A 21539-nucleotide genomic window follows, 5' to 3' on the forward strand; every position below is an offset into this window, starting at 1 on the left:
CTTTGATTTGATTATTTAAAATAGCACTTCATAATTATTTAGTGTGCTCGAGGACATTTTTAAGGTGTGTTCGAGCACATTTTTTTAATTTTACTTGTTTTATAAAAATATAATCGATAGTTTCGTGGAGTTAAAATTGAAAATCAAAAAAATATCCATAACCAAGAAATCATTATAAACTATTGTTATATAATGATTTAATGACTCTTTTTAAATGAAAAAAATTACTTCATTAGCCCCAGGTCGGACATGTCTCTTTGGAGATCATCAAGATTATTTAGGATTGCCGGTTATTGCCTGTGCAATAGATCGAAATATAAAACTAACCGCAGAACAAAATAGCACCAATACTTTTGTTCTAAACATGATCGACATTGATGAAGTTAGAATCATTGATATTAACGCCGCTTTTGAGAAACTAGAGCCTCGTGATTATTTTGCTTCGTCACTGCGCGTACTACGCAGATACGGTTGTGTGCCAAACACAGGTTATACAATTACAATTACCGGCGATATTCCAATAAATTCTGGAACGTCAAGTTCATCAGCCTTATTGATGGCTTGGATTCGTTTTTTAATCGATGCCTTCGGAATTGATCATGAAGTAACTCCTGAATTTTTGTCGAAATTAGGATATGAATCTGAAGTTTTAGAGCATGGAGAACCGGGCGGAATGATGGATCATTTTAGTATTGGAGTAGGGAACATCGTGTATATTAATACAAAACAGCCTTTTTCTTATAGAATTATCGGAACAGGATTGAAAGGTTTAATTACAGGAGTTTCTGGTGTTCCTAAAGAAACAATTGGTTTGATTGGAGAAATAAAAGGAAATGCATTAATGTCTATAGGTATTGTTAAACAAAATTTCCCGGATTTTGATCTGCATGCCTCAAAAATTGAAGATTTTGATCGCTATCGAAATTGTCTGCCAGATCGTTTAATTCCGTTTTTTGAAGCCGCTCTTAAAAATTATCATTACACAAAAGAAGCTTTAAAAGAGTTTGAAAAACCAGTTTTAGATCTTAAAAAAATTGGAGAATTAATGAATCAGCATCACGAAGTTTTACGTGATCTATTAAAAATTACAGTTCCTAGAATTGATGCTATGATTAATGCTGCCTTGCGAGCAGGTGCTTACGGAGCCAAAATTGTAGGTTCTGGCGGCGGTGGAAGTATTGTAGTAATTGCAGATCCGCAAATTGAAAACGCTGTAATCGAAGCCATTTTAGACGCAGGAGCACAGGAAGCATATGCTGTAAATGTGGATCCTGGAGTAAGAACTATAGAAAACATTGAAATTTAAAAAATAAGTATGCACAACAATTTAGTTATTCTTGCGGGCGGAGCATCATCCCGTATGAAAAAAGAAGCAGTTTTAGACAATTTATCACCCGAAGAAATAGCGCAAGCCAATGAAAGAAGCAAAGGTTTAATAGGAGTTGGTTCAAGCGGAAGACCTTTATTAGATTATCTTTTATTAAATGCAAAAAAAGCAGGTTATACAAATATCTATATTATTATTGGAGAGCAGGGAGAGTTGTTTAAAGAGTTTTACGGAAGTAAAAATATAGATAATGATTTTCATGGACTCAATATTTCATTTGCAGTACAATATATTCCTGAAGGAAGAGTAAAACCATTTGGGACTGCCGATGCTTTGTTTCAAGCCGTAATGCAGTTTCCTGAATTAAACCTGCAAGAATACTCAGTTTGCAACAGTGATAATTTATATTCAGCAGAAGCCTTACAAGCACTTCGCGAAACAAATAGTCCAAACGCATTTATCAGTTACGATCGCGATGCACTTGATTTTCCGCTTGAGAGAATTTCGCGTTTTGCGATTGCTAAACTAGATGAAAATAATCAATTATTGGATATTCTAGAGAAGCCAACAGCAGCAGATTTAGAAAATTATAAAGACGTTGATGGTAAAATAAGAGTAAGTATGAATGCTTTTAAATTTAACGGAAGCACTTTGTACACACATCTTAAAAATTGTCCGGTAAATCCAGAGCGCGATGAAAAAGAGCTTCCTACAGTACTTTTGAATTCAGTAAAAGAAAACCCAGGAACAACATTAGGAATTCCATTTTCAGAACATGTTCCCGATTTAACTGCAAAAGAAGATATTGCAGAAGTAAAAGAATATCTTAAAAAGTATTATCCGGTTTTGAACTGGGAATAAAAATTAACAAAAAATTTATATCTAATTTAGGGCAGAATACAACATATTAGATTACTTTTGCAATGCAAAAAAAATGCATAAAAATGCATAAAATACGCATACCGATTGTGAGTGTTGGTACTAAATTTAGGTTGAAAATAAAAAAACTATTAACTATCAACCCAAAAGTATTATGTCAAACATTGAAAGCGCCATACAAATAAACAAAAGGAGTGCAATTATTCCGATGGTCATCTTGACCGCTTTGTTTTTTATTCTCGGATTTGTAACGTGGTTAAACGGACCACTAATTCCGTTTTTTGAATTAGCTTGTGAATTAACCTCTTCTCAAGCCTATTTTGTAACTTTTGCTTTTTATATTGCCTATTTTGTAATGGCAGTTCCATCCTCTTGGGTAATTGAAAAAGTAGGTTATAAAAATGGTATTTCATTAGGATTACTTATCATAGCCGCTGGAGCATTTATGTTTTACCCAGCTGCAGAAAGCAGAACTTTTTTGCTGTTTTTGATCGCTTTATTTATTATGGGAACAGGTTTGGCGATATTGCAAACCGCAGCTAACCCGTATGTAGTTGTAATAGGTCCTAGAGAAAGTGCAGCAGCAAGAATCAGTGTTTTAGGAATTGCAAATAAGATGGCTGGATTTGTTGCGCCAATTATATTAACAGCTTTAGTGTTGTCAAACATGCAGGACTTTACTGCAGATAAAATTGCGCTGTTGGATTCCGCTTCAAAAGCAAACGCTTTAAATGCTTTGGCTTTGCAATTACAGACACCATATATTTACATGGGGTTGATTATTGTTGTTCTTGCAATATTGGTAAAATTATCGCCGCTTCCTGAAATTGATCTTGATGAAGATGGAAATATAACAAATTTGAGTATTTTTAAGCAAATTAAAAACGCATTCAAACGCCCACAATTAGTATTAGGAGTTGTAACTTTGATGCTTTATTTAGCAGCCGAAGTTTTAGCCGGAGATTCTATCGGAGGTTTCGGAAAACAATTGGGAGTTTATGGTGATGAAGGGAATTTTTATTTAAAATTAACTTCATTTACAATGTCGGCAATGGTTGTGGGATATATTTTAGGAATATCACTAATCCCAAAATACCTTTCTCAGGTAACTGCTTTAAAAGCTTCAGGAGTTTTAGGTATAATTTTGGTTTTAGCAATCGTCTTGATCTCGCCAAATATAATGGTACAATTGCCAGGAGTTCCAAATTTGCCGGTTGTAATACTTTTAGTAGCATTACTTGGTTTGGCAAACGCACTTTGCTGGCCTGCAATTTGGCCAATGGCACTTGAAGATCTAGGCGGATATACTAAAATAGGAAGTGCCATTTTGATTATGGGGATCATTGGCGGCGCAATCTTTCCTTTGTTTTACGGTCTGATTACAGAAACTATAAACGCATCAAATATCGCAGATGGAACGCAGGCGGTTTCTAAAAGCGGAAACCAAATTGCTTATTTAATGCTGCTGCCATCTTATTTAATGATTCTTTTTTATGCAGTAAAAGGTCATAAATATAGAAGTTGGTGAATAATGAGAAATTAAAATAAACTACTATATCATGTTAAAAAGTAAAATCGACAAAGCAACAGGTTTCGAAAAGCGATTCGAAAACATCAACACAGTTGTTTTTGAAAATTCGAACGAAGCTTCAAAAGCAGTTGCTCAAGAAATTGCAGCTTTAATTCAATCGAAACAAAAAGAAAATCAACCTTGTATTCTAGGTCTTGCAACAGGTTCATCTCCAAAAGGACTTTATGCTGAACTAGTTCGATTGCATAAAGAGGAAGGCTTGAGTTTTAAAAACGTAATCAGTTTCAACTTAGATGAATATTATCCGATGGAGCCAAATTCTATCAACAGTTATGTTCGTTTTATGAAAGAATTACTTTTTGATCACGTCGATATTTTACCAGAGAACGCTCATGTTCCTGACGGACTTTTAACTAAAGAACAAATTGCTGACTATTGCCACGAATACGAAGCAAAAATTGAAGCTTTAGGCGGAATCGATTTACAGATTTTAGGAATTGGAGGAAATGGACACATTGGTTTTAACGAATCTGGTTCACTTCAAAACTCAAAAACACGTTTAGTAGCTTTAGATCATATTACTAGAGTAGCAGCAAGCAAAGACTTTTTTGGATTAAACAATACACCAAGAACTGCAATTACACTTGGAGTTAAAAAAATCATGGAAGCTAAAAGAGTTATCTTATTAGCTTGGGGTGAAGGAAAAGCAAATATTGTAAAAAGATCAGTTGAAGACGAAGTTACAAATCGTGTTCCAGCTTCTTTCTTGCAAGAGCATAATAATGCAGTTTTTATTTTAGATAAAGAAGCTTCTTCAAAACTGACAAGAATCAACAAACCTTGGCTTGTTGAGAAAATTGAATGGACTGATAAATTAACAAGAAAAGCAGTTTTAGGGTTGGCATTAGATCTTAAAAAACCAATTTTAATGCTTACTGATGCTGATTATATCGAAAACGGAATGAGCGATTTATTAGCTGATTCAGGTCCTGCATACGATACTAATATTAAGATTTTTAATAAATTACAAAATACAATTACTGGCTGGCCAGGCGGGAAACCAAATTCAGACGATTCAAATCGTCCTGAAAGAGCAGAGCCTGCTAAAAAACGTGTCTTGATTTTCAGCCCGCATCCAGATGATGATATCATTAGTATGGGAGGAACTTTCATGCGTTTGCAAGAACAAGGACATGAAGTACACGTAGCATATCAAACTTCTGGAAATATTGCTGTTGCTGATGATGAAGCACTGCGTTTTGCTAGATTCGTAATTGATTACAATGAAAAATTCGGAATCAAAAGCGAAGAGGCTGATAACATCTACAAAAAAGCACAAACATTCTTAGAGAATAAAAAGAATAGTGAAATTGATATTCCTGAAGTACGTTACATTAAAGGATTGATCAGAAAAGGTGAGGCGAGAGCAACAAGTCATTTTGTTGGATTGCCAGACGAGCAGATTCATTTCATGGAACTTCCGTTTTATGAAACAGGAACAATTGAGAAAAAACCAATTGGACAGGAAGATATTCAGTTAACAATGGATTTAATTGAAAAAATTAAACCGCACCAAATCTATGCAGCAGGAGATTTAGCAGATCCGCACGGAACACACAAAGTTTGTTTAGATGCTATTTTTGAAGCAGTAAAAGCTTTAAAACCAAAATCATTCATGGATGACTGTTGGTTGTGGTTATACCGTGGAGCTTGGCAGGAATGGGGAATTGACGAGGTTGAAATGGCTGTACCAATGAGTCCAGACCAAGTTTTAGCAAAACGTCACGGAATCTTCAAACACCAATCTCAAAAAGACGGTGTTGTTTTTCAAGGAACAGATGCTAGAGAGTTCTGGCAGAGAGCCGAAGACAGAAATGCAGAAACAGCAGCTTTGTACCACCAATTAGGTTTGGCGACTTACGCAGCTATGGAAGCATTTGTGAGATGGCATTACTAAGGAGCTAAGTTTTTATTCGCCACGAATTCACGAATTATACTCAATTTAATTCGTGAATTCGTGGCGATATTTTTTTTAAATCTTTTTATCCCGATAGTTGCCGGGAGTAGTGAAATAATAAAAAATAATAATAGCTTTGCATATAATTGAAGCAAGAAGAAAGATCAATTCTTTCTTCTTGCTTCTTTTTTCTTCTAGACTATGGAACAAGACAAAAAACTGCTCATAAAATTAGCGTATACCAAAATGCCTTTCGGAAAATACGAAGGTCGCTTTTTAATAGATTTACCGGAATATTATGTGGTTTGGTATCATAACAAAGGATTTCCAAAAGGAGAGCTAGGACAGCAGCTTCAGTTAATTTATGAGTTAAAATTAAATGGCTTGGAAGAGTTGATTCGGAATATTAAGAAGCAGTATCCTAAGCCGTAGTTCAGAATGTTGATTTGAAATAGTAAGACTGATGTTTTAAATATAGAAGTGCTTAAAGTTACGGGAAATCAGGAAGATGTTTCAGTTTTCAAAGATGAAGTTATAGTTGTTTCTAAAAACGCGGCCAGCTATATTTCAGCTAAAAATAAAGGTGTAAATGTAGAGTTGAGGGAAAGATGGGCTATTACATTAAGTTTTTAGAAATTACTTTCGTTTCATAACAAAAGCAAGCTTTATTAAAATCGAATTTTATAGAAAACAAACTGCATTATGTCTTTTTAGAGATAATCCTCAAAAAAATCTCTAATAAAAAGTTAAAATTATCGATTACAAAACCAAGTAATCGTTCTGTTTAAAAATTTGCAAATTATCTCATTCTCGAATTGATAAATTGTCTAATTAAATTTGTACTTTTGCCAAGTTTTTTACACAACTACATACAAACAACAACAGAATGAATCAAACAAAATATATTTTTGTTACAGGAGGTGTGACTTCTTCATTAGGAAAAGGTATTATCGCGGCATCTTTAGCAAAATTGTTACAAGGAAGAGGATATCGTACAACAATTCAAAAATTTGACCCGTATATTAACGTGGATCCAGGTACTTTGAATCCGTACGAACATGGAGAATGTTATGTTACTGATGATGGAGCGGAAACAGATTTAGATTTAGGTCACTACGAACGTTTCTTGAACGTTCCTACTTCTCAGGCAAATAACGTAACTACAGGAAGAGTTTATCTTTCGGTAATTGAAAAAGAAAGAAGAGGAGAGTTTTTAGGAAAAACAGTTCAAGTTGTTCCTCATATTACAAACGAAATTAAAGACAGAATGCAATTGCTGGGTAAATCTGGCGATTACGATATTGTTATTACTGAAATTGGTGGAACTGTAGGTGATATTGAATCATTACCTTATATAGAATCTGTTCGTCAATTAGTTTGGGAATTGGGGGAAAATAACGGAATTGTTATTCATTTAACATTAGTTCCTTATTTGGCTGCTGCAGGTGAGTTGAAAACAAAACCAACACAGCACTCTGTAAAAACATTGATGGAAAGCGGTATTAAAGCTGATATTTTAGTATGTAGAACAGAGCATGAATTGTCTCAGGAATTACGTCAAAAACTAGCTTTATTCTGCAATGTTAAAAAAGAAGCAGTAATTCAATCGATCGATGCTTCAACAATATATGAAGTTCCAAATTTAATGCTTGAAGAAGGATTAGATGTTGTGGCTTTGAAAAAATTAGATTTACCTAAAAAAGCGTCTCCAGATTTAAAAAACTGGAATACTTTTTTACGCAGATTAAAAAATCCAAAACATACCGTAAATATTGGTTTGATTGGAAAATATGTAGAAATGCAGGATTGTTACAAATCTATTTTAGAGGCGTTTATTCATGCAGGAGCTGCAAATGAAACTAAAGTAAACGTAATTTCTATTCACTCAGAGCATATTAATGCTGATAATATCAAAGAGAAATTAGGAACTCTTGATGGAGTTTTAGTTGCTCCCGGTTTTGGAGAAAGAGGTATTGAAGGAAAAATTGAAGCAGTTCGTTATGCACGTGAAAATAACATTCCGTTTTTCGGAATTTGTTTAGGAATGCAGATGTCTGTTATTGAATATTCTAGAAATGTTTTAGGTTATGCAGATGCTAACTCAACAGAGATGAACGAAAAAACGGCTCATCCAGTTGTGAATTTAATGGAAGAGCAAAAAACAGTTACGGACAAAGGTGGTACAATGCGTCTTGGAGCTTGGAAATGTGATATTAAACCAAATACTTTAGCACATAAAATATATGGTGAAACAACAATTTCAGAGCGTCACCGTCACCGTTATGAGTACAATAATAAATATGCTGATGAATTGCAAAAAGCAGGTTTAAAAGCTTCTGGAGTTAATCCGGATACAGGATTAGTAGAGATTGTAGAGCTGGAAAATCACCCATTCTTTATTGGAGTGCAGTACCATCCAGAATACAAAAGTACAGTTGCAAACCCACATCCAATTTTTGTAAACTTTGTGGCAGCTGCAGTAAATGCGCATAAAAAATAATAATTAATATTCTAGAAGATGTAACTTTTGAGTGAAACTCATTACTAATAAGCTTCAACGAATAACTTTTTTAAATTATAATGGAAGAAAAAAAATTAGACCTTAATTCAATCATTGGTTTTGTATTGATATTCGGAATTTTGATTTGGATAATGTATCAAAATCAGCCTTCTGAGAAAGAAATTGCTGCTGAAAAAGCCAAGAAAGAATTAGTTGCTAAACAAGAAGCTCAAGCTCAGGCGGATAAAGCAAAAACTGCTGTTGCATCAACCGTTGCAGCAACTCCTGGTGATACATTACAATTAGCGCAATTGCAAAAAACATTAGGCGGTTTCGCATATTCAGCTGCACTTCCTTCTGCAAAAGAGTCTTTTACAACAATTGAAAACGAAAAGATTAAACTTAAAATCGCTAATAAAGGTGGTTACATAGTTGAAGCTACTCTTAAAGAATTCAAGAAGTTTGAGAAAAATTCAGGACAATTAGTTGAATTGATTAAAGATAATAATGCTAGTTTAAATATTAAGTTACAAACAATTGACAATAGAACTTTAAATTCTAAAGATTTATTTTTTGAACCAACTTTAGAAAAAATTGGTGCGGATCAGGTTTTGTCAATGCGTTTGAAAGCGGGAGCTAATGAATTCTTAGAGTACAAATATGTATTAAAACCAAACGATTATTTAGTTGGTTTTGATATCCGTTCTCAAGGATTAAATAGAGTTTTAAATTCTGCTAAGCCATTGGATTTAGAATGGGATTTAAAGACATATAGAAATGAAAAGAGTATTTCTTATGAAAACCGTTATGCTGAAATTTATTATGAGCATGAAGATGGTAAGATAAATTATGCAGGATTAGGTAAACATGAAGAAGAAACTGTTGAAAAAGTAAGTTTTATAGCTTACAAACAACACTTTTTTACATCTATTTTGTTAACTGAAAAACCATTTGCAACTTCTAAATTAGAGTCTACTAATTTGGTAAATGATGAAAAAATCGATACTGTTTTCACTAAACAATTTAAAACTAATGTGCCTTTAGCGTTTTCTAATGGTGAAGTTGATTATAAAATGAGTTGGTATTTTGGACCAGCAGATTACAAAGTATTAAAATCGTACGATAAAAATTTTGAGAAAATTATTCCTTTAGGTTGGGGAATTTTCGGTTGGATTAATAGACTTATTTTTATTCCATTATTTGGATTCTTGAGTTCAACAGTTGGATTGTCTTTAGGAATTGCTATTATCATTTTTACAATAATTATTAAATTGGCTATGTCGCCAATTACTTATAAGTCATTCTTGTCACAGGCTAAAATGAAAGTTTTACGTCCAGAGATTACAGAGTTGGGAGAAAAATTCAAAAAAGACCCAATGAAGAAACAACAAGAAACAATGAAGCTTTACAATAAAGCAGGAGTAAACCCAATGGCAGGATGTATTCCGGCGTTGATTCAGCTTCCGTTTATGTATGCATCATTCCAGTTCTTTCCATCAGCTTTTGAGTTGAGACAAAAAGGTTTCCTTTGGGCAGACGATTTATCATCTTTTGATGCGATCGCTAAGCTGCCTTTTCATATTCCATTGTATGGTGATCATATTAGTTTGTTCCCAATTTTGGCAGCAATTGCAATTTTCTTTTATATGAAAATGACTTCAGGAGATCAGCAAATGGCAGCGCCTCAGCAGGAAGGTATGCCAGACATGGCAAAAATGATGAAAATCATGATTTATGTTTCGCCATTAATGATGTTAATTTTCTTTAATAGTTATGGTGCTGGTTTAAGTTTATACAACTTTATCTCTAACTTAATTACAATAGGAATTATGTTTGTAATTAAAAACTACATTGTAGACAGTGATAAAATTCATGCTCAAATTCAAGAAAACAAATTGAGAGAGCCAAAGAAACCAAGTAAGTTTCAACAGCGTCTTCAAGATGTAATGGAGCAGCAAGAAGCTGCAAAAGCTCAAAATAAAAAGAAATAAGAAAGTAAAAAAATCTCGATTCAGTCGAGATTTTTTTATATCTATGCTATACTTTATGAACCTCATTTTCGTTAAAGTTTAAAATTGATTACAATATGATTTATAAAAAAATAATAGTAGGATTACTTTTCTTAAGCACCTGTTTTTTATCTGCACAAGATTTTAATAAAAATGATGTAAACGGTAAGAAAGATGGAGTTTGGAAAGGAGTTTATGAAGTTTCTAAACGTCCTCGTTATGAAGGAACATTTAGTCATGGAAAAGAGACTGGTGTTTTTAAATTTTTTGATGACACAAAAAAAGGCGATGTTATTGCAACACGTGACTTCACTGCAAATGATGGAAGTTCATACACAACATTTTTTGATCAGAGCAAGAATAAAGTAAGCGAAGGTAAGGAAGTTGGAAAAGCGCATGAGGGCGAATGGAAGTATTATCATAAAGCTTCTAAAATAGTTATGATGCTTGAAAACTATAAAAATGGAAAATTGGAAGGGATGAAATTAATTTATTATCCTGATTCGAAAATTGCCGAAGAAATGACTTATAAGAATGGGAGCAAAGATGGAGTTTATAAAAAATACGGGCAAAACGGAAAGCTTCTAGAGCAAACGACTTATAAAGATAATTTGTATAACGGAGATGCTGTTTTTTATGATTCTGATGGAGCAGTAGCTTCAAAAGGAAAGTTTGTGAATGGAAAAAAAGCAGGAATTTGGCAATTTTATGCTGGTGGAAAGTTACTCAAAGAAGTAAACATGAGTGATCCTAAAAGCAGTTATCAAGCTGATTCAAAACCAATAAAAGAATAAAGAATTTATTGCAGAGTATTTTTTGCCGCGAATTCCACTAATTTCCACGAATTACTTTTTTATAAAAATTTGTGCAAATTAGGGGTATTCGTGGCAGACTTTTTTTTGTTTAAACTAGAATTGGAAGTTTGTAGCAATCTTTTTTCTAAATTTGATTTACTAATACTTTGAGTAAATGGATTTAAACGAACTTATTGGAAGATTTTTATTATTGTTTTTTTCAATTCTGTTGTTGTATTTTTTCTCTAACAGAAAAGATAATGAAACCATAAATCCGTTGATGGTTATCGTCGGTCTTTGTACCTTTTCACTTTGCTATTTGTTTACTAAAATAGAAATTGGCGTTGGAATAGGATTTGGCTTATTCGCCATTTTTTCTATTCTAAGATTTAGAACACAGTCTTTTACAGTAAATGCAATAATTTTTCTTTTTGCCACTATCACACTTTCGATTTTAGATATTATGTATCCTTTTGAAAAAATCGAGATCCTTTTATTTTTCCAAATCATCATAATCGGTTTTTATATCGCAGCTTCGATGATAGTCAATAAAAAAGCTTCTAAGTATTTGAATACTGTAGATGTAAAAATCCCGCTGATAAGTGATTTTTCTTTAGAAAATAGAAACATTAGAAAAGCAATTCAGGAAAAAATTAATCTTGAAGATTTTGACTTTAAAATTGTTTTGGTCAATACCGTTTCAAATGAAATTGATCTGTTAGTTTTTTATTGATTATTCATTAAACGGTCTAACCTGTTTGATGTAAAGATCTCTGTTTTCTCCCACAATTTTAAATTCGATATCAACTGGATGATAGGTGTTTTTTCGCCAGTAACGATACATTTTTTCTTCAATTTTGCTGCTCACAAGAAAAAGTCGGCTCATTTCTTTTCGGTTCAGTAAAGGCTCGTTATTGTTTAAATTTGAAATTGAAGTATAATCAATATCAAAATCGTCATCATTAGTTCCAGAATTAAAATGATAAGCGACAAATTGCTCGCAGATTTCGCCTTTTTCGGGTTTTACAACAGAGTTTTCGCCTTTCTGGATATTAACTGTAATACCTGGAAAGTTCTCTCTGAAGATGTTTTTTGTAATGATAACGCCATTGGCTAACTCATCGGGAAAAGAACGATGTACTAAAACCCCCATTGCTATATTGTGCTGATCGATTCCAAAAAGTTCTCTTTCGTTATACGAAGCTTCGTTCCAAACACTTGCCCATACTTGTTTTATGGCTTTTTCGAAAGTTTTAATGCTGTCGCCTAAAATTCCTGTTTTAGAATCGTATAATCCTGCACCATTAAAATCATCAAGATCTTCGGCATTAGTTGAGGAGCGAAATCTAAAGTTTTTGAATTGAGCATTTTTAAATGTTTTATTTAGTTTTGCTAATAATACAGGATCAACAGGCTCTTTTTTAATGGCATCCCGAATTTTTTTCAATTGTTTGTTGATCCAAATCGTTGAATCTTTCTTTGTGGAAGTTAAAAGTTCATTTATTAATGGCGAAATTGATTCTTTTTGAATGTGTTTCGTATAAAAATAAAACGGAATTGCATGTGCATTTTCTGGTGTTTTAAATGGAATTTCTTTTGAAACAGCTATCAAATATGCCATATTTTGAGCTTTTGATCCAATATAATTCACTCCCTTTTTTGGGACTTTAGATAAATCAACGAGATCAGTTACCGTGTTGTCAATAGTAAGTTTCTTCTTTTTAGAATTTACCTTTTCGACTATTTTTTTATCGGTTTCTTTGATGAAAAAAGTATCAACTTCAATTTTTAATTCCACTTTTTTAGAAAGCAGTTTTTTGATGTTTGCATCTTTAAAAACCTTAGTATAAGCCATAATAGGAATCTTTCGGTTTTTGCCTAATAGAACTAAATGACTTAATGGCGTTTGCAGTTCATTTACAATAATTCCTCTTACATTAGGCAAAACATCTGGCGTACCGTCTAAAATTACAATTTCATTCGAATTGGGCTTGATCCGTTCTAAATCTTTGATTTTATATTGTTTTAGGATGCCAATATTACTTCCAGAAACCACTTCTTGGTAGGTAAGTTCATTAAAAATATAATCTGATTTTACGCAGGGAATTTTAAATTTATTCTGCTGAAACCATTCCATTTGCTCAGGATTATTCAAATAGAATTTTAGATTTTTTCCAATAAAAGTCGAATTTACCACAAGATTAAAGAAACGTTCTATAAGCGGGATCGGCATATGATCTGAAGCTGCGAGTTCAAAAATCCACTTATCCGTTCCTTTAATATGATTTAAATTTCCGAGTAAAAAGTCACGGTCTTTTTGAGTATTGCTGTAGTTCTCATTATTAAAAACTTCTAAATCTTGATTGTAATGCAGATAATTTAGTACGAAATCATAATGAAGCGGAATCAATGTACTGTTGAAATAATACATTTTCTGTTTTCGTAAATCATAAATTACTTTTACAGATTCTATATTCGAAAATTTATCAGACAAAGGTTTTCCTCTAAATGCCTTAAAAGCTTCATAATCTGATAGTGTTGACGAGTGCTTTTGAGCACTTAAAGACATCAAAACAAAATAGAATAACAGAGTGTAAATGTATTTTTGCATGACGATTTTATTGAATAATAAAAGTAATTAATTAAACAATAAGTTTTATCTACCGCAGGATTATATAAACCAATTAAAACTACTGTAATTATCTATAATTTGGCTTACCTTTGCACCCTTGTAAAATATAAACATTTTAAAATGAAACGTGTAGTTGTTGGTCTTTCAGGTGGAGTAGATTCTAGTGTTGCAGCTTATTTATTACAGCAGCAAGGATACGAAGTTATTGGGCTTTTTATGAAAAATTGGCACGATGATTCAGTTACTATTTCTAACGAATGTCCTTGGTTAGAAGATAGTAATGATGCTTTATTAGTTGCTGAAAAACTTGGCATACCGTTTCAAACTGTTGATTTAAGTGAACAATACAAAGAAAAAATCGTTGACTATATGTTCAATGAATATGAAAAAGGAAGAACTCCAAATCCTGATGTGCTTTGTAACCGCGAAATCAAATTTGATGTTTTTATGAAAATTGCATTAAGTCTGGGAGCAGATTATGTTGCAACTGGACATTATTGCCAAAAAAGTGAAATTGAAGTGGATGGAGAAACGGTATATCAATTAATTGCCGGAAATGATGTTAACAAAGATCAATCTTATTTTTTATGTCAATTGTCACAAGAACAATTATCAAAAGCTTTATTTCCAATTGGAGCTTTAACTAAGCCAGAAGTTCGTGAAATTGCTGCTGAAATGGAATTGGTTACAGCCGAAAAGAAAGATTCGCAAGGTTTATGTTTTATTGGAAAAGTGCGTCTGCCTGAGTTTTTACAACAAAAATTACAACCAAAAGAAGGTAAAATTGTTCAAATTGATAAAAATGATCCAATTTACAATATCGAGAAACCAGCTGGTTTATCACTTGAAGATGATTTGAAATTAGACGCACAAAAACCGCAATATCTTCCAACAATGGGAAAAATAATGGGCAATCATCAAGGGGCACATTATTTTACTAACGGACAACGAAAAGGCTTAAATGTTGGAGGTACCACAGATCCTTTGTTTGTTATTGCGACTGATGTTGATACCAATACTATTTATACAGGATTAACGAGCAATCATCCAGGTTTATTTAAAAAAGCCTTGTTTGTTGGGAAATCTGAAATACATTGGATTCGCACAGATTTGACTTTGAAAACTGGTGAAACAATGGAAGTAATGGCTAGAATTCGTTATCGTCAGCCTTTGCAAAAAGCCACTTTACATCAATTTGAAGATGGAATGTATGTTCGTTTTGAAGAGCCTCAATCTGCTATTACCGAAGGTCAATTTGTGGCTTGGTATTTAAAAAATGAATTAGTTGGTTCGGGAGTAATTTCTTAGCTTTATACTTTTTTACGGGGTTTTCCTTTTAAAAAAGTATTTATGCGACATTATTTTGTTTTTCTTTTAATATTCGTTTCCACTTTGGCATTTGCTCAGAGTGAAGATGCTTGGGTATATTTTACTGGAAAACCAAATGCTCAGGACTTTTTTAATAATCCATCACAAACATTATCACAACGATCTTTAGATCGTCGTACAAAGCAAAATATTGCCTTAAATATTTCAGATGCTCCCATTGAAATAACCTATGTAAATCAGGTTAAAGCAAGCATGGGGATTTCTATAATGGCTCAGTCAAAATGGCTCAATGCAATTCATATTAGAGGTACGCAAGCCAATATTACAACATTAAAATCCTTTGCTTTTATTGATAAAATAGTTTTTGCTAATAAAGCTTTAAACACAACAGCAAAACCAGCAGCTGTTCATGCTGCGGCAAAAACAAAAGAAAAGCTAAATACAACAATCGATTACTCTTACGGGAATTCTGCAAATCAAATTCAAATGTTGAATGGGCAAGTACTGCATCAACAAAACTATACAGGTTCAGGTAAAATAATTGCTGTTTTAGACGGAGGTTTTCCGGGAGTAAATACAACACAGCCTTTTAAGAGATTAAGAGATAATAATTTGATTTTAGGCGGTTACGACTATGTAAATCGAAGTGCTGATTTTTATTCTGGTAATAGTCACGGAACCTCAGTTTTATCTACAATGGGCGGCTATACGGAAAATTCTTTGGTGGGAACTGCACCAGATGCTTCTTATTATTTGTTTATTACAGAAGATAATAGTGGTGAAAATCCTGTTGAAGAATCGTATTGGGTTGAAGCGGCAGAACAGGCAGATGCTTTTGGAGTTGATATTATAACAACCTCATTAGGATATTTTGGATATGACGAGCCAAGTTATAGTCATACCTACAGCGATATGAATGGCACAACAAATTTTATTTCAAGAGGTGCTGAAATAGCTTTTAGTAAGGGAATGATTGTAGTGGCTGCAGCTGGAAATGAAGGAACAACTGCAGAACCACATATTGGCGGGCCCGCAGATGCGGTTTCGGTTATTACCGTTGGTTCTGTTAATGCTTCAAAAGTGAAAGCTGGTTCAAGTTCTATCGGACCAAGTTTTGATAATCGAATTAAGCCGGATGTTATGGCTCAAGGTGTTGCAGCAGTTGTTTCTAATGCAGCAGGAAATATTGGAACAACAAACGGAACTTCTTTTGCTTGTCCAATAATGGCAGGAATGGCAGCTTGTTTATGGCAGGCTTTTCCATCAAAAAATAACAAAGAAATTAGACAAATGATACTGCAGTCTGCAGATCGCTATACTAGTCCTGATAATAATTATGGGTACGGAATTCCAAATTTTGGTTCAACCTTAGGTGTAGAAACGTTTCAATCTGCTGCCGATTTTTTGGTTTATCCAAATCCAGTTCAAACTAATATTTCTTTTTCATTTACTAATCCTAAAGCATCAGTTTCAATTTACTCTATTTTAGGGCAGAAATTAATAGAAAAAGAAATCACAAATCAAAATCCATTACTTTCTGTTGAAATTCTAACCAGCGGACTTTACTTTTATACTTTTGATAGTGAAGGTCTGCATAAAACAGGAAAAATAATCAAACAATAACAGCCCAATCTGCATGAACAAAATTACCAAACTCTTCAATATAAAATATCCAATAATACAAGGCGGTATGATCTGGAACAGTGGTTACAAACTGGCTTCGGCTGTTAGTAACTCTGGCGGTTTAGGTCTAATAGGCGCTGGATCAATGTATCCTGAAGTTTTAAGAGAACATATTCAAAAATGTAAAAAGGCGACAGACAAACCTTTTGGCGTTAATATTCCGATGTTATATCCTAATATTGAAGATATAATGAATATTGTGGTCGAAGAAGGCGTTAAAATCGTTTTTACTTCTGCTGGAAATCCTAAAACATGGACTTCATTTTTAAAAGAAAAAGGAATTACGGTAGTTCATGTAGTGAGCAGCAGTGTTTTTGCTTTAAAAGCCCAAGAAGCCGGGGTTGATGCTATTGTTGCTGAGGGTTTTGAAGCTGGAGGTCATAATGGACGTGAAGAAACGACAACTTTGACTTTGATTCCGATGGTGAAAGAAAAAGTACAGATTCCAATTATTGCGGCCGGCGGAATTGCAACGGGAAGAGGAATGCTTGCAACAATGATTTTGGGTGCTGATGGCGTTCAGGTAGGAAGTCGTTTTGCTGCTTCAATAGAATCTTCTGCTCACAATAATTTTAAGCAAACAATAGTTAATATAAAAGAGGGAGGAACTCAATTGACATTGAAGGAATTAGCACCTGTTCGACTAGTGAAAAATAAATTCTATCAAGATGTTCAGGACTTGTATGAAAAATGTCCATCTAAAGAAGAATTAGTTCAGTTATTAGGAAGAGCCAGAGCAAAAAGAGGAATGTTTGAAGGAGATCTTGAAGAAGGCGAATTAGAGATTGGACAGGTTGCGGGATTAATTCACGAAATTTTGCCTGTAGAGCAAATTGTTCAAGAAATGATAGTCGATTTTGAATCTGCCTGCAAAGAAAAAGCTACATTTGAGTTTTAATTACCCGCAAGAAATTTATATGAATTCTATACGCACTTATTTAGTATTATTATTGTTTTTAGGTTTTGGAATGCATTATGCTCTAGGTCAATCTTATCATTTTAAAACCTCGGGTTTTAGTGTCTTAGAAAAAACAGAAAAAGGAAAATGGGGCGAGTGGTCCAATCTTGACTTAGTAAATCTTTCGGTTGTTTTAGATACAGATAAGCATAGAATTGTTGTGTACTCACAAGAAATACAGCTTTTTAAAATATTAGATTATATCGAACGCGAAGAAAATGATACTGACATTGTGTATTCCTTTATGTGCAAAGACAATGACGGAAAAGAATGTAAACTTTCAATTATAACTCGTAAAAAGCAAGATTATCGTAAACAGCTTTATATCAATTACGACGATCATATTATTGTTTATAATATTTTTAATGTCTAGGTTGATTGTAATTATATGATGAAGCTTGAAACTAATGTTGTAAATCAATTACTAGCAGCAATGGATGCTTTTAAAGCCATTGCTGAAGAATTGATTAATAAACTTATAAATGAGACCGATCAGCCGGAGAAAGACAAAATATTAGCAGGCCATTATTATGAAATTGAAAATGCTGATATATTAAACGGTAACGAAACCCTTAGTGATAACTGGTATTTTGATGTTCATGGCGAACATTGTATGTTTAGAAATTTGACAACAAAGCAAACTCTTGAGGTTTCGTTAGGGAATAGAGAAAGTGTTGGAAATATTGATCCTTATTTTTTTTACGAGTTTCTTAAAACAACAAAAGACTTTTACCACTTAACAAGATATTTTGAAAAACCATTTCAGGATGTTTTATTCTTTCTTGAAGAGCTTGAAAAACAAAAAGTAATGATTTCTGTTTACGGTGTGGAGTTCAGAAAAATCTTAGAACCTTAGCATCTCAAAACCTTAGTCCCTCTTTTAAGCATCAATATCCTTAATAAATTCATCATATTCTAGATAAAACATTTCCAGAGCATGCATGTTTTCGTTGAAGAAATCAAAAATAGCATCCCAATTATTACGATTACTGAAACCGACTCCGGTTTTCTCGACCCAGATTCTACTGATGGTTTTACCGCTTTCTAAAGTGTGATTTTTTTCAAAAACTAAATCTTTGATGAATTCTTCATCAAGAATATTTTTTAATGCTTCTAATTTTTCAAAATAAGCATTTCGTTTTTCGTCGCTTCGTTGTTCGATGTCAATTAAAACCTGAGCTTTTTTATTGTCTACATAAAACTTGAAAGAGAAATCTTTTATCTTGGTATCATAAAGAACCCATTTTCTCGGGTATTTTTCGGCAAAAGCCACCCAAAATTCTCTTTTTATTCTTTGTGATTCTTCTTTACTGTACATTTTATTTTTATGGCTTTGCTTTAGAAAACTTGTAGAACCGCATTTTCTAGAGTATATTTATATTTTAATTTGAGATTCTGTTTAGATTTTATATATCAGAATTTTTATGAGATTATTTCTTGATAGATGAGGCAAATTTAGAAAGAATAATGAATTTATTTTTTATTAATTTAACGAAATATAGCGAGAAATAATCAGTAAAAAAATGAGATATAAAATCTAAACAGAATCTAATAATACAAAAATAAACTTTGAATATGGATTTTCAAGACTTTTTGAAATTTGTTCCTAATTTAATTCCGATTGAACTGCCGGCAGAATTAGCACACATGAAAATGGCTCCAAAAGAACGTCTTGAAGCTTTAAAAAATATCAATCTAGAGACAAAGAATCCTAGAATAGCAGCCGTTATGATGCTGTTGTATCCAAAGAAGGATAAAACGCATTTGGTTTTGATCGTTAGAAATGCCTATAATGGTGTTCATTCATCGCAAATTGCTTTTCCCGGCGGGAAATATGAAAATACAGATTTAGATTTTAGAGAAACCGCATTAAGAGAAACGCATGAAGAAATTGGTGTTTCTCCTGATAAAATAGAAGTTATCAAGGATTTTACACCAATGTACATTCCGCCAAGTAATTTTTTGGTGCATCCGTTTTTAGGAATTTCACATGAAGAATTATCATTTTACCCAGATATTCGCGAAGTTGCTGCAATTATAGAATTGCCGTTATCCGTTTTTTTAAGCGACGAAATTATAATCGAAGCCACATTATCAACTTCTTATGCAAATGATGTTTTAGTTCCCGCATTTAATATTCAAAATCATATTGTCTGGGGAGCAACAGCAATGATTTTAAGTGAATTGAGAGATGTTTTAAAAACTGGTTTTGAAAATAAATTTTGAAATATTTAATTTAACAATTTGATATTCATATTTATAGTAGTTTATTTTTGAAATTGCCTAAAAGTACTGCTAAACGATTTATTTTTGTATGTTTGCGTCCTAACCTCAAAAACAGAAAATAAAGTTATGGGATTGTTTAAACGAAATCCTTTCGGACATATATTATTTATCAAGAAATGGTTAATCCGAATCTTGGGAGCTATGACGCACCGAAGATACAGAGGTTTTAATGAATTGCAGATTGAAGGATCTGAGATCATTAAAACATTGCCAGATAATAATGTATTGTTTATTTCCAATCACCAAACTTATTTTGCTGATGTTGTAGCAATGTTTCATGTGTTTAACGCAAGTTTAAGCGGACGTCAAGACACTATTAAGAACATTGGTTATTTATGGCAGCCTAAAATGAATTTGTATTATGTCGCTGCCAAAGAGACAATGCAGGCTGGTTTACTGCCAAGAATTTTAGCTTATGTTGGAGCAATTACTGTTGAAAGAACTTGGCGCTCAAAAGGTGTCGATGTTACTGAAAAACGTGATGTTAATCCAAATGATACCGAAAATATTCGTATTGCACTCGAGGATGGATGGGTTATTACATTTCCGCAAGGAACAACTAAGTCATTTAAGCCGGTTCGCAAAGGAACAGCGCATATTATAAAACAGCATAAACCTATTGTAGTTCCTATTGTTATCGATGGATTTCGCCGTTCATTTGATAAAAAAGGACTTCGTTTAAAAAAGAAAAATATTCTGCAGTCTTTTATAATAAAAGAACCACTTGAGATTGATTATGAAAACGATACAATCGAACAAATTGTAGAAAAAGTTGAATATGCAATCGAGCAGCATCCATCATTTTTAAAAGTAATTCCTGCTGAAGAGATCAAAGTTGAGGAAGAACTTAATGAAATGAGAAGATGGAGTTATAAGGCTCCAGAAAATGGATATTAGATTTTAGTTTTTTTTTTTTTTTCTAAGTTTCAGGTTTCAAGTTTAAAAAATAGCTTAATAACTTAATTCAGTTATTTAAATAAAAACCTTTGAGCCTTTGCTTCTCTGTTCCTTTGCCACTGAACTAAAGATCAATTTTCTTCAACTCCTTGTAGTTTGAGTACAATCTTCGTAAAAGAGTTCCGTACAGTAATCTGTAGAAACACCAGAATAACCCAAAGAAGCCAAGTATTACAAAAACTAAAATTCCAACCGTAAAAAGCATCGCTTTGCCATCTTGGGCAAGTTTTTGTTGGAAAAAAGCCATATCTGGATTGTAGACATATCCTATAAAAAAGCTGAAAATAGAAGAAACTACAATCATTCCTAAATTGTACCAAACGTAATATTGAACTGTTTTTCTGGTTCTTAAAATGGTACTCATTAAAGATTTGGTAGCGACTGTGGTCGAAATGGTTGTATAGTTTTTATAGAAAATGTATACAAAAATTAATCCCACTAAATAATTCATGTAAGTCAAGTATTCAAGTGCAACCACAATTTCTGGATGATTTATTTTTTGTAAAACATCATCGGTATTGATAAATAAATTGGAGAAAGTCCAAAAAGAAATTTCCAAAATACTTATAATTAAAATCCACTTCACAATAGAAGATGATTTTTTATGAATCATTTTGTAGATTTCTTTTTCAGAAATTTGCTCAAAAGAATCCGAGTTCTTTTTCCAGTCTTTTTTTAGTAAATCCAGTTCTTTCAT

Annotated in this window: 20 protein-coding genes; 17 read left to right on the forward strand and 3 right to left on the reverse strand. The window is 32.9% G+C overall.

What is annotated here, in order from left to right; translation table 11 throughout:
- Nucleotides 1-214: 214 nt before the first annotated feature.
- From BOW57_RS07710 to BOW57_RS07750, 10 genes are all read left to right on the forward strand, one after another.
- Complete coding sequence (locus BOW57_RS07710) at nt 215-1306, forward strand: mevalonate kinase (protein WP_129053637.1); 1092 nt, start codon at nt 215-217, stop codon at nt 1304-1306.
- Between the two features lie 9 nt (nt 1307-1315).
- Nucleotides 1316-2188, forward strand: a complete 873-nt coding sequence (locus tag BOW57_RS07715) for a sugar phosphate nucleotidyltransferase (RefSeq protein WP_129053638.1) — start codon at nt 1316-1318, stop codon at nt 2186-2188.
- A 172-nt stretch (nt 2189-2360) separates the two neighbouring features.
- A complete protein-coding gene (locus BOW57_RS07720; protein ID WP_129053639.1) occupies nt 2361-3734 on the forward strand; it encodes a sugar MFS transporter in 1374 nt (457 codons plus the stop codon).
- Nucleotides 3735-3765: 31 nt separating this feature from the next.
- On the forward strand, nt 3766-5694 hold the full coding sequence (gene nagB, locus BOW57_RS07725) for a glucosamine-6-phosphate deaminase (RefSeq protein WP_129053640.1): 1929 nt from the start codon (nt 3766-3768) through the stop codon (nt 5692-5694).
- A 201-nt stretch (nt 5695-5895) separates the two neighbouring features.
- Nucleotides 5896-6126, forward strand: a complete 231-nt coding sequence (locus tag BOW57_RS07730; protein ID WP_129053641.1) for a DUF3820 family protein — start codon at nt 5896-5898, stop codon at nt 6124-6126.
- Between the two features lie 48 nt (nt 6127-6174).
- Nucleotides 6175-6327, forward strand: coding sequence for a hypothetical protein (locus BOW57_RS20595; protein ID WP_164973676.1), 153 nt, complete (start codon nt 6175-6177; stop codon nt 6325-6327).
- Nucleotides 6328-6580: 253 nt separating this feature from the next.
- The gene (locus BOW57_RS07735) at nt 6581-8194 is read left to right on the forward strand and encodes a CTP synthase (RefSeq protein WP_129053642.1); all 1614 of its coding nucleotides are present in this window, start codon (nt 6581-6583) and stop codon (nt 8192-8194) included.
- A gap of 80 nt (nt 8195-8274) precedes the next feature.
- Nucleotides 8275-10185 (forward strand): membrane protein insertase YidC, encoded by a 1911-nt coding sequence (gene yidC / locus BOW57_RS07740; protein WP_129053643.1) that lies wholly within the window; start codon nt 8275-8277, stop codon nt 10183-10185.
- 95 nt (nt 10186-10280) lie between these two features.
- A complete protein-coding gene (locus BOW57_RS07745) occupies nt 10281-10997 on the forward strand; it encodes a toxin-antitoxin system YwqK family antitoxin (RefSeq protein ID WP_129053644.1) in 717 nt (238 codons plus the stop codon).
- A 175-nt stretch (nt 10998-11172) separates the two neighbouring features.
- Complete coding sequence (locus BOW57_RS07750; protein ID WP_129053645.1) at nt 11173-11730, forward strand: DUF4956 domain-containing protein; 558 nt, start codon at nt 11173-11175, stop codon at nt 11728-11730.
- Here BOW57_RS07750 and BOW57_RS07755 read toward each other — a convergent pair whose 3' ends face one another.
- On the reverse strand, nt 11731-13608 hold the full coding sequence (locus BOW57_RS07755; protein WP_129053646.1) for a PEP/pyruvate-binding domain-containing protein: 1878 nt from the start codon (nt 13606-13608) through the stop codon (nt 11731-11733).
- 141 nt (nt 13609-13749) lie between these two features.
- Between BOW57_RS07755 and mnmA the strand changes: the two genes are divergently transcribed.
- From mnmA to BOW57_RS07780, 5 genes are read left to right on the forward strand one after another with little or no spacing between them, the layout of a single operon-like run.
- Nucleotides 13750-14937 (forward strand): tRNA 2-thiouridine(34) synthase MnmA, encoded by a 1188-nt coding sequence (mnmA, locus tag BOW57_RS07760; protein ID WP_129053647.1) that lies wholly within the window; start codon nt 13750-13752, stop codon nt 14935-14937.
- Nucleotides 14938-14979: 42 nt separating this feature from the next.
- The gene (locus BOW57_RS07765) at nt 14980-16581 is read left to right on the forward strand and encodes a S8 family serine peptidase (protein WP_129053648.1); all 1602 of its coding nucleotides are present in this window, start codon (nt 14980-14982) and stop codon (nt 16579-16581) included.
- A gap of 13 nt (nt 16582-16594) precedes the next feature.
- Nucleotides 16595-17539, forward strand: coding sequence for a nitronate monooxygenase family protein (locus tag BOW57_RS07770; protein ID WP_129053649.1), 945 nt, complete (start codon nt 16595-16597; stop codon nt 17537-17539).
- Nucleotides 17540-17558: 19 nt separating this feature from the next.
- Nucleotides 17559-17972: a hypothetical protein gene (locus tag BOW57_RS07775; protein ID WP_129053650.1), complete on the forward strand. Its 414-nt coding sequence runs from the start codon at nt 17559-17561 to the stop codon at nt 17970-17972.
- A gap of 15 nt (nt 17973-17987) precedes the next feature.
- Entirely contained in the window at nt 17988-18455 is a 468-nt protein-coding gene (locus tag BOW57_RS07780) for a hypothetical protein (protein WP_129053651.1), read from the forward strand.
- 24 nt (nt 18456-18479) lie between these two features.
- On the opposite strand, the gene BOW57_RS07785 is transcribed toward BOW57_RS07780, so the two are convergent.
- Complete coding sequence (locus BOW57_RS07785; RefSeq protein ID WP_089055111.1) at nt 18480-18917, reverse strand: DUF4268 domain-containing protein; 438 nt, start codon at nt 18915-18917, stop codon at nt 18480-18482.
- Between the two features lie 257 nt (nt 18918-19174).
- Here BOW57_RS07785 and BOW57_RS07790 point away from each other — a divergent pair, with 257 nt between their 5' ends.
- Together BOW57_RS07790 and BOW57_RS07795 are read left to right on the forward strand one after the other, a co-directional pair.
- A complete protein-coding gene (locus tag BOW57_RS07790) occupies nt 19175-19825 on the forward strand; it encodes a CoA pyrophosphatase (protein WP_129053652.1) in 651 nt (216 codons plus the stop codon).
- Between the two features lie 126 nt (nt 19826-19951).
- The gene (locus BOW57_RS07795; protein WP_089055109.1) at nt 19952-20782 is read left to right on the forward strand and encodes a 1-acyl-sn-glycerol-3-phosphate acyltransferase; all 831 of its coding nucleotides are present in this window, start codon (nt 19952-19954) and stop codon (nt 20780-20782) included.
- 124 nt (nt 20783-20906) lie between these two features.
- Here BOW57_RS07795 and BOW57_RS07800 read toward each other — a convergent pair whose 3' ends face one another.
- Entirely contained in the window at nt 20907-21539 is a 633-nt protein-coding gene (locus tag BOW57_RS07800; RefSeq protein ID WP_129053653.1) for a hypothetical protein, read from the reverse strand.

This window comes from Flavobacterium sp. YO64 (genome assembly GCF_004119505.1).
GTDB lineage: Bacteria > Bacteroidota > Bacteroidia > Flavobacteriales > Flavobacteriaceae > Flavobacterium > Flavobacterium oncorhynchi.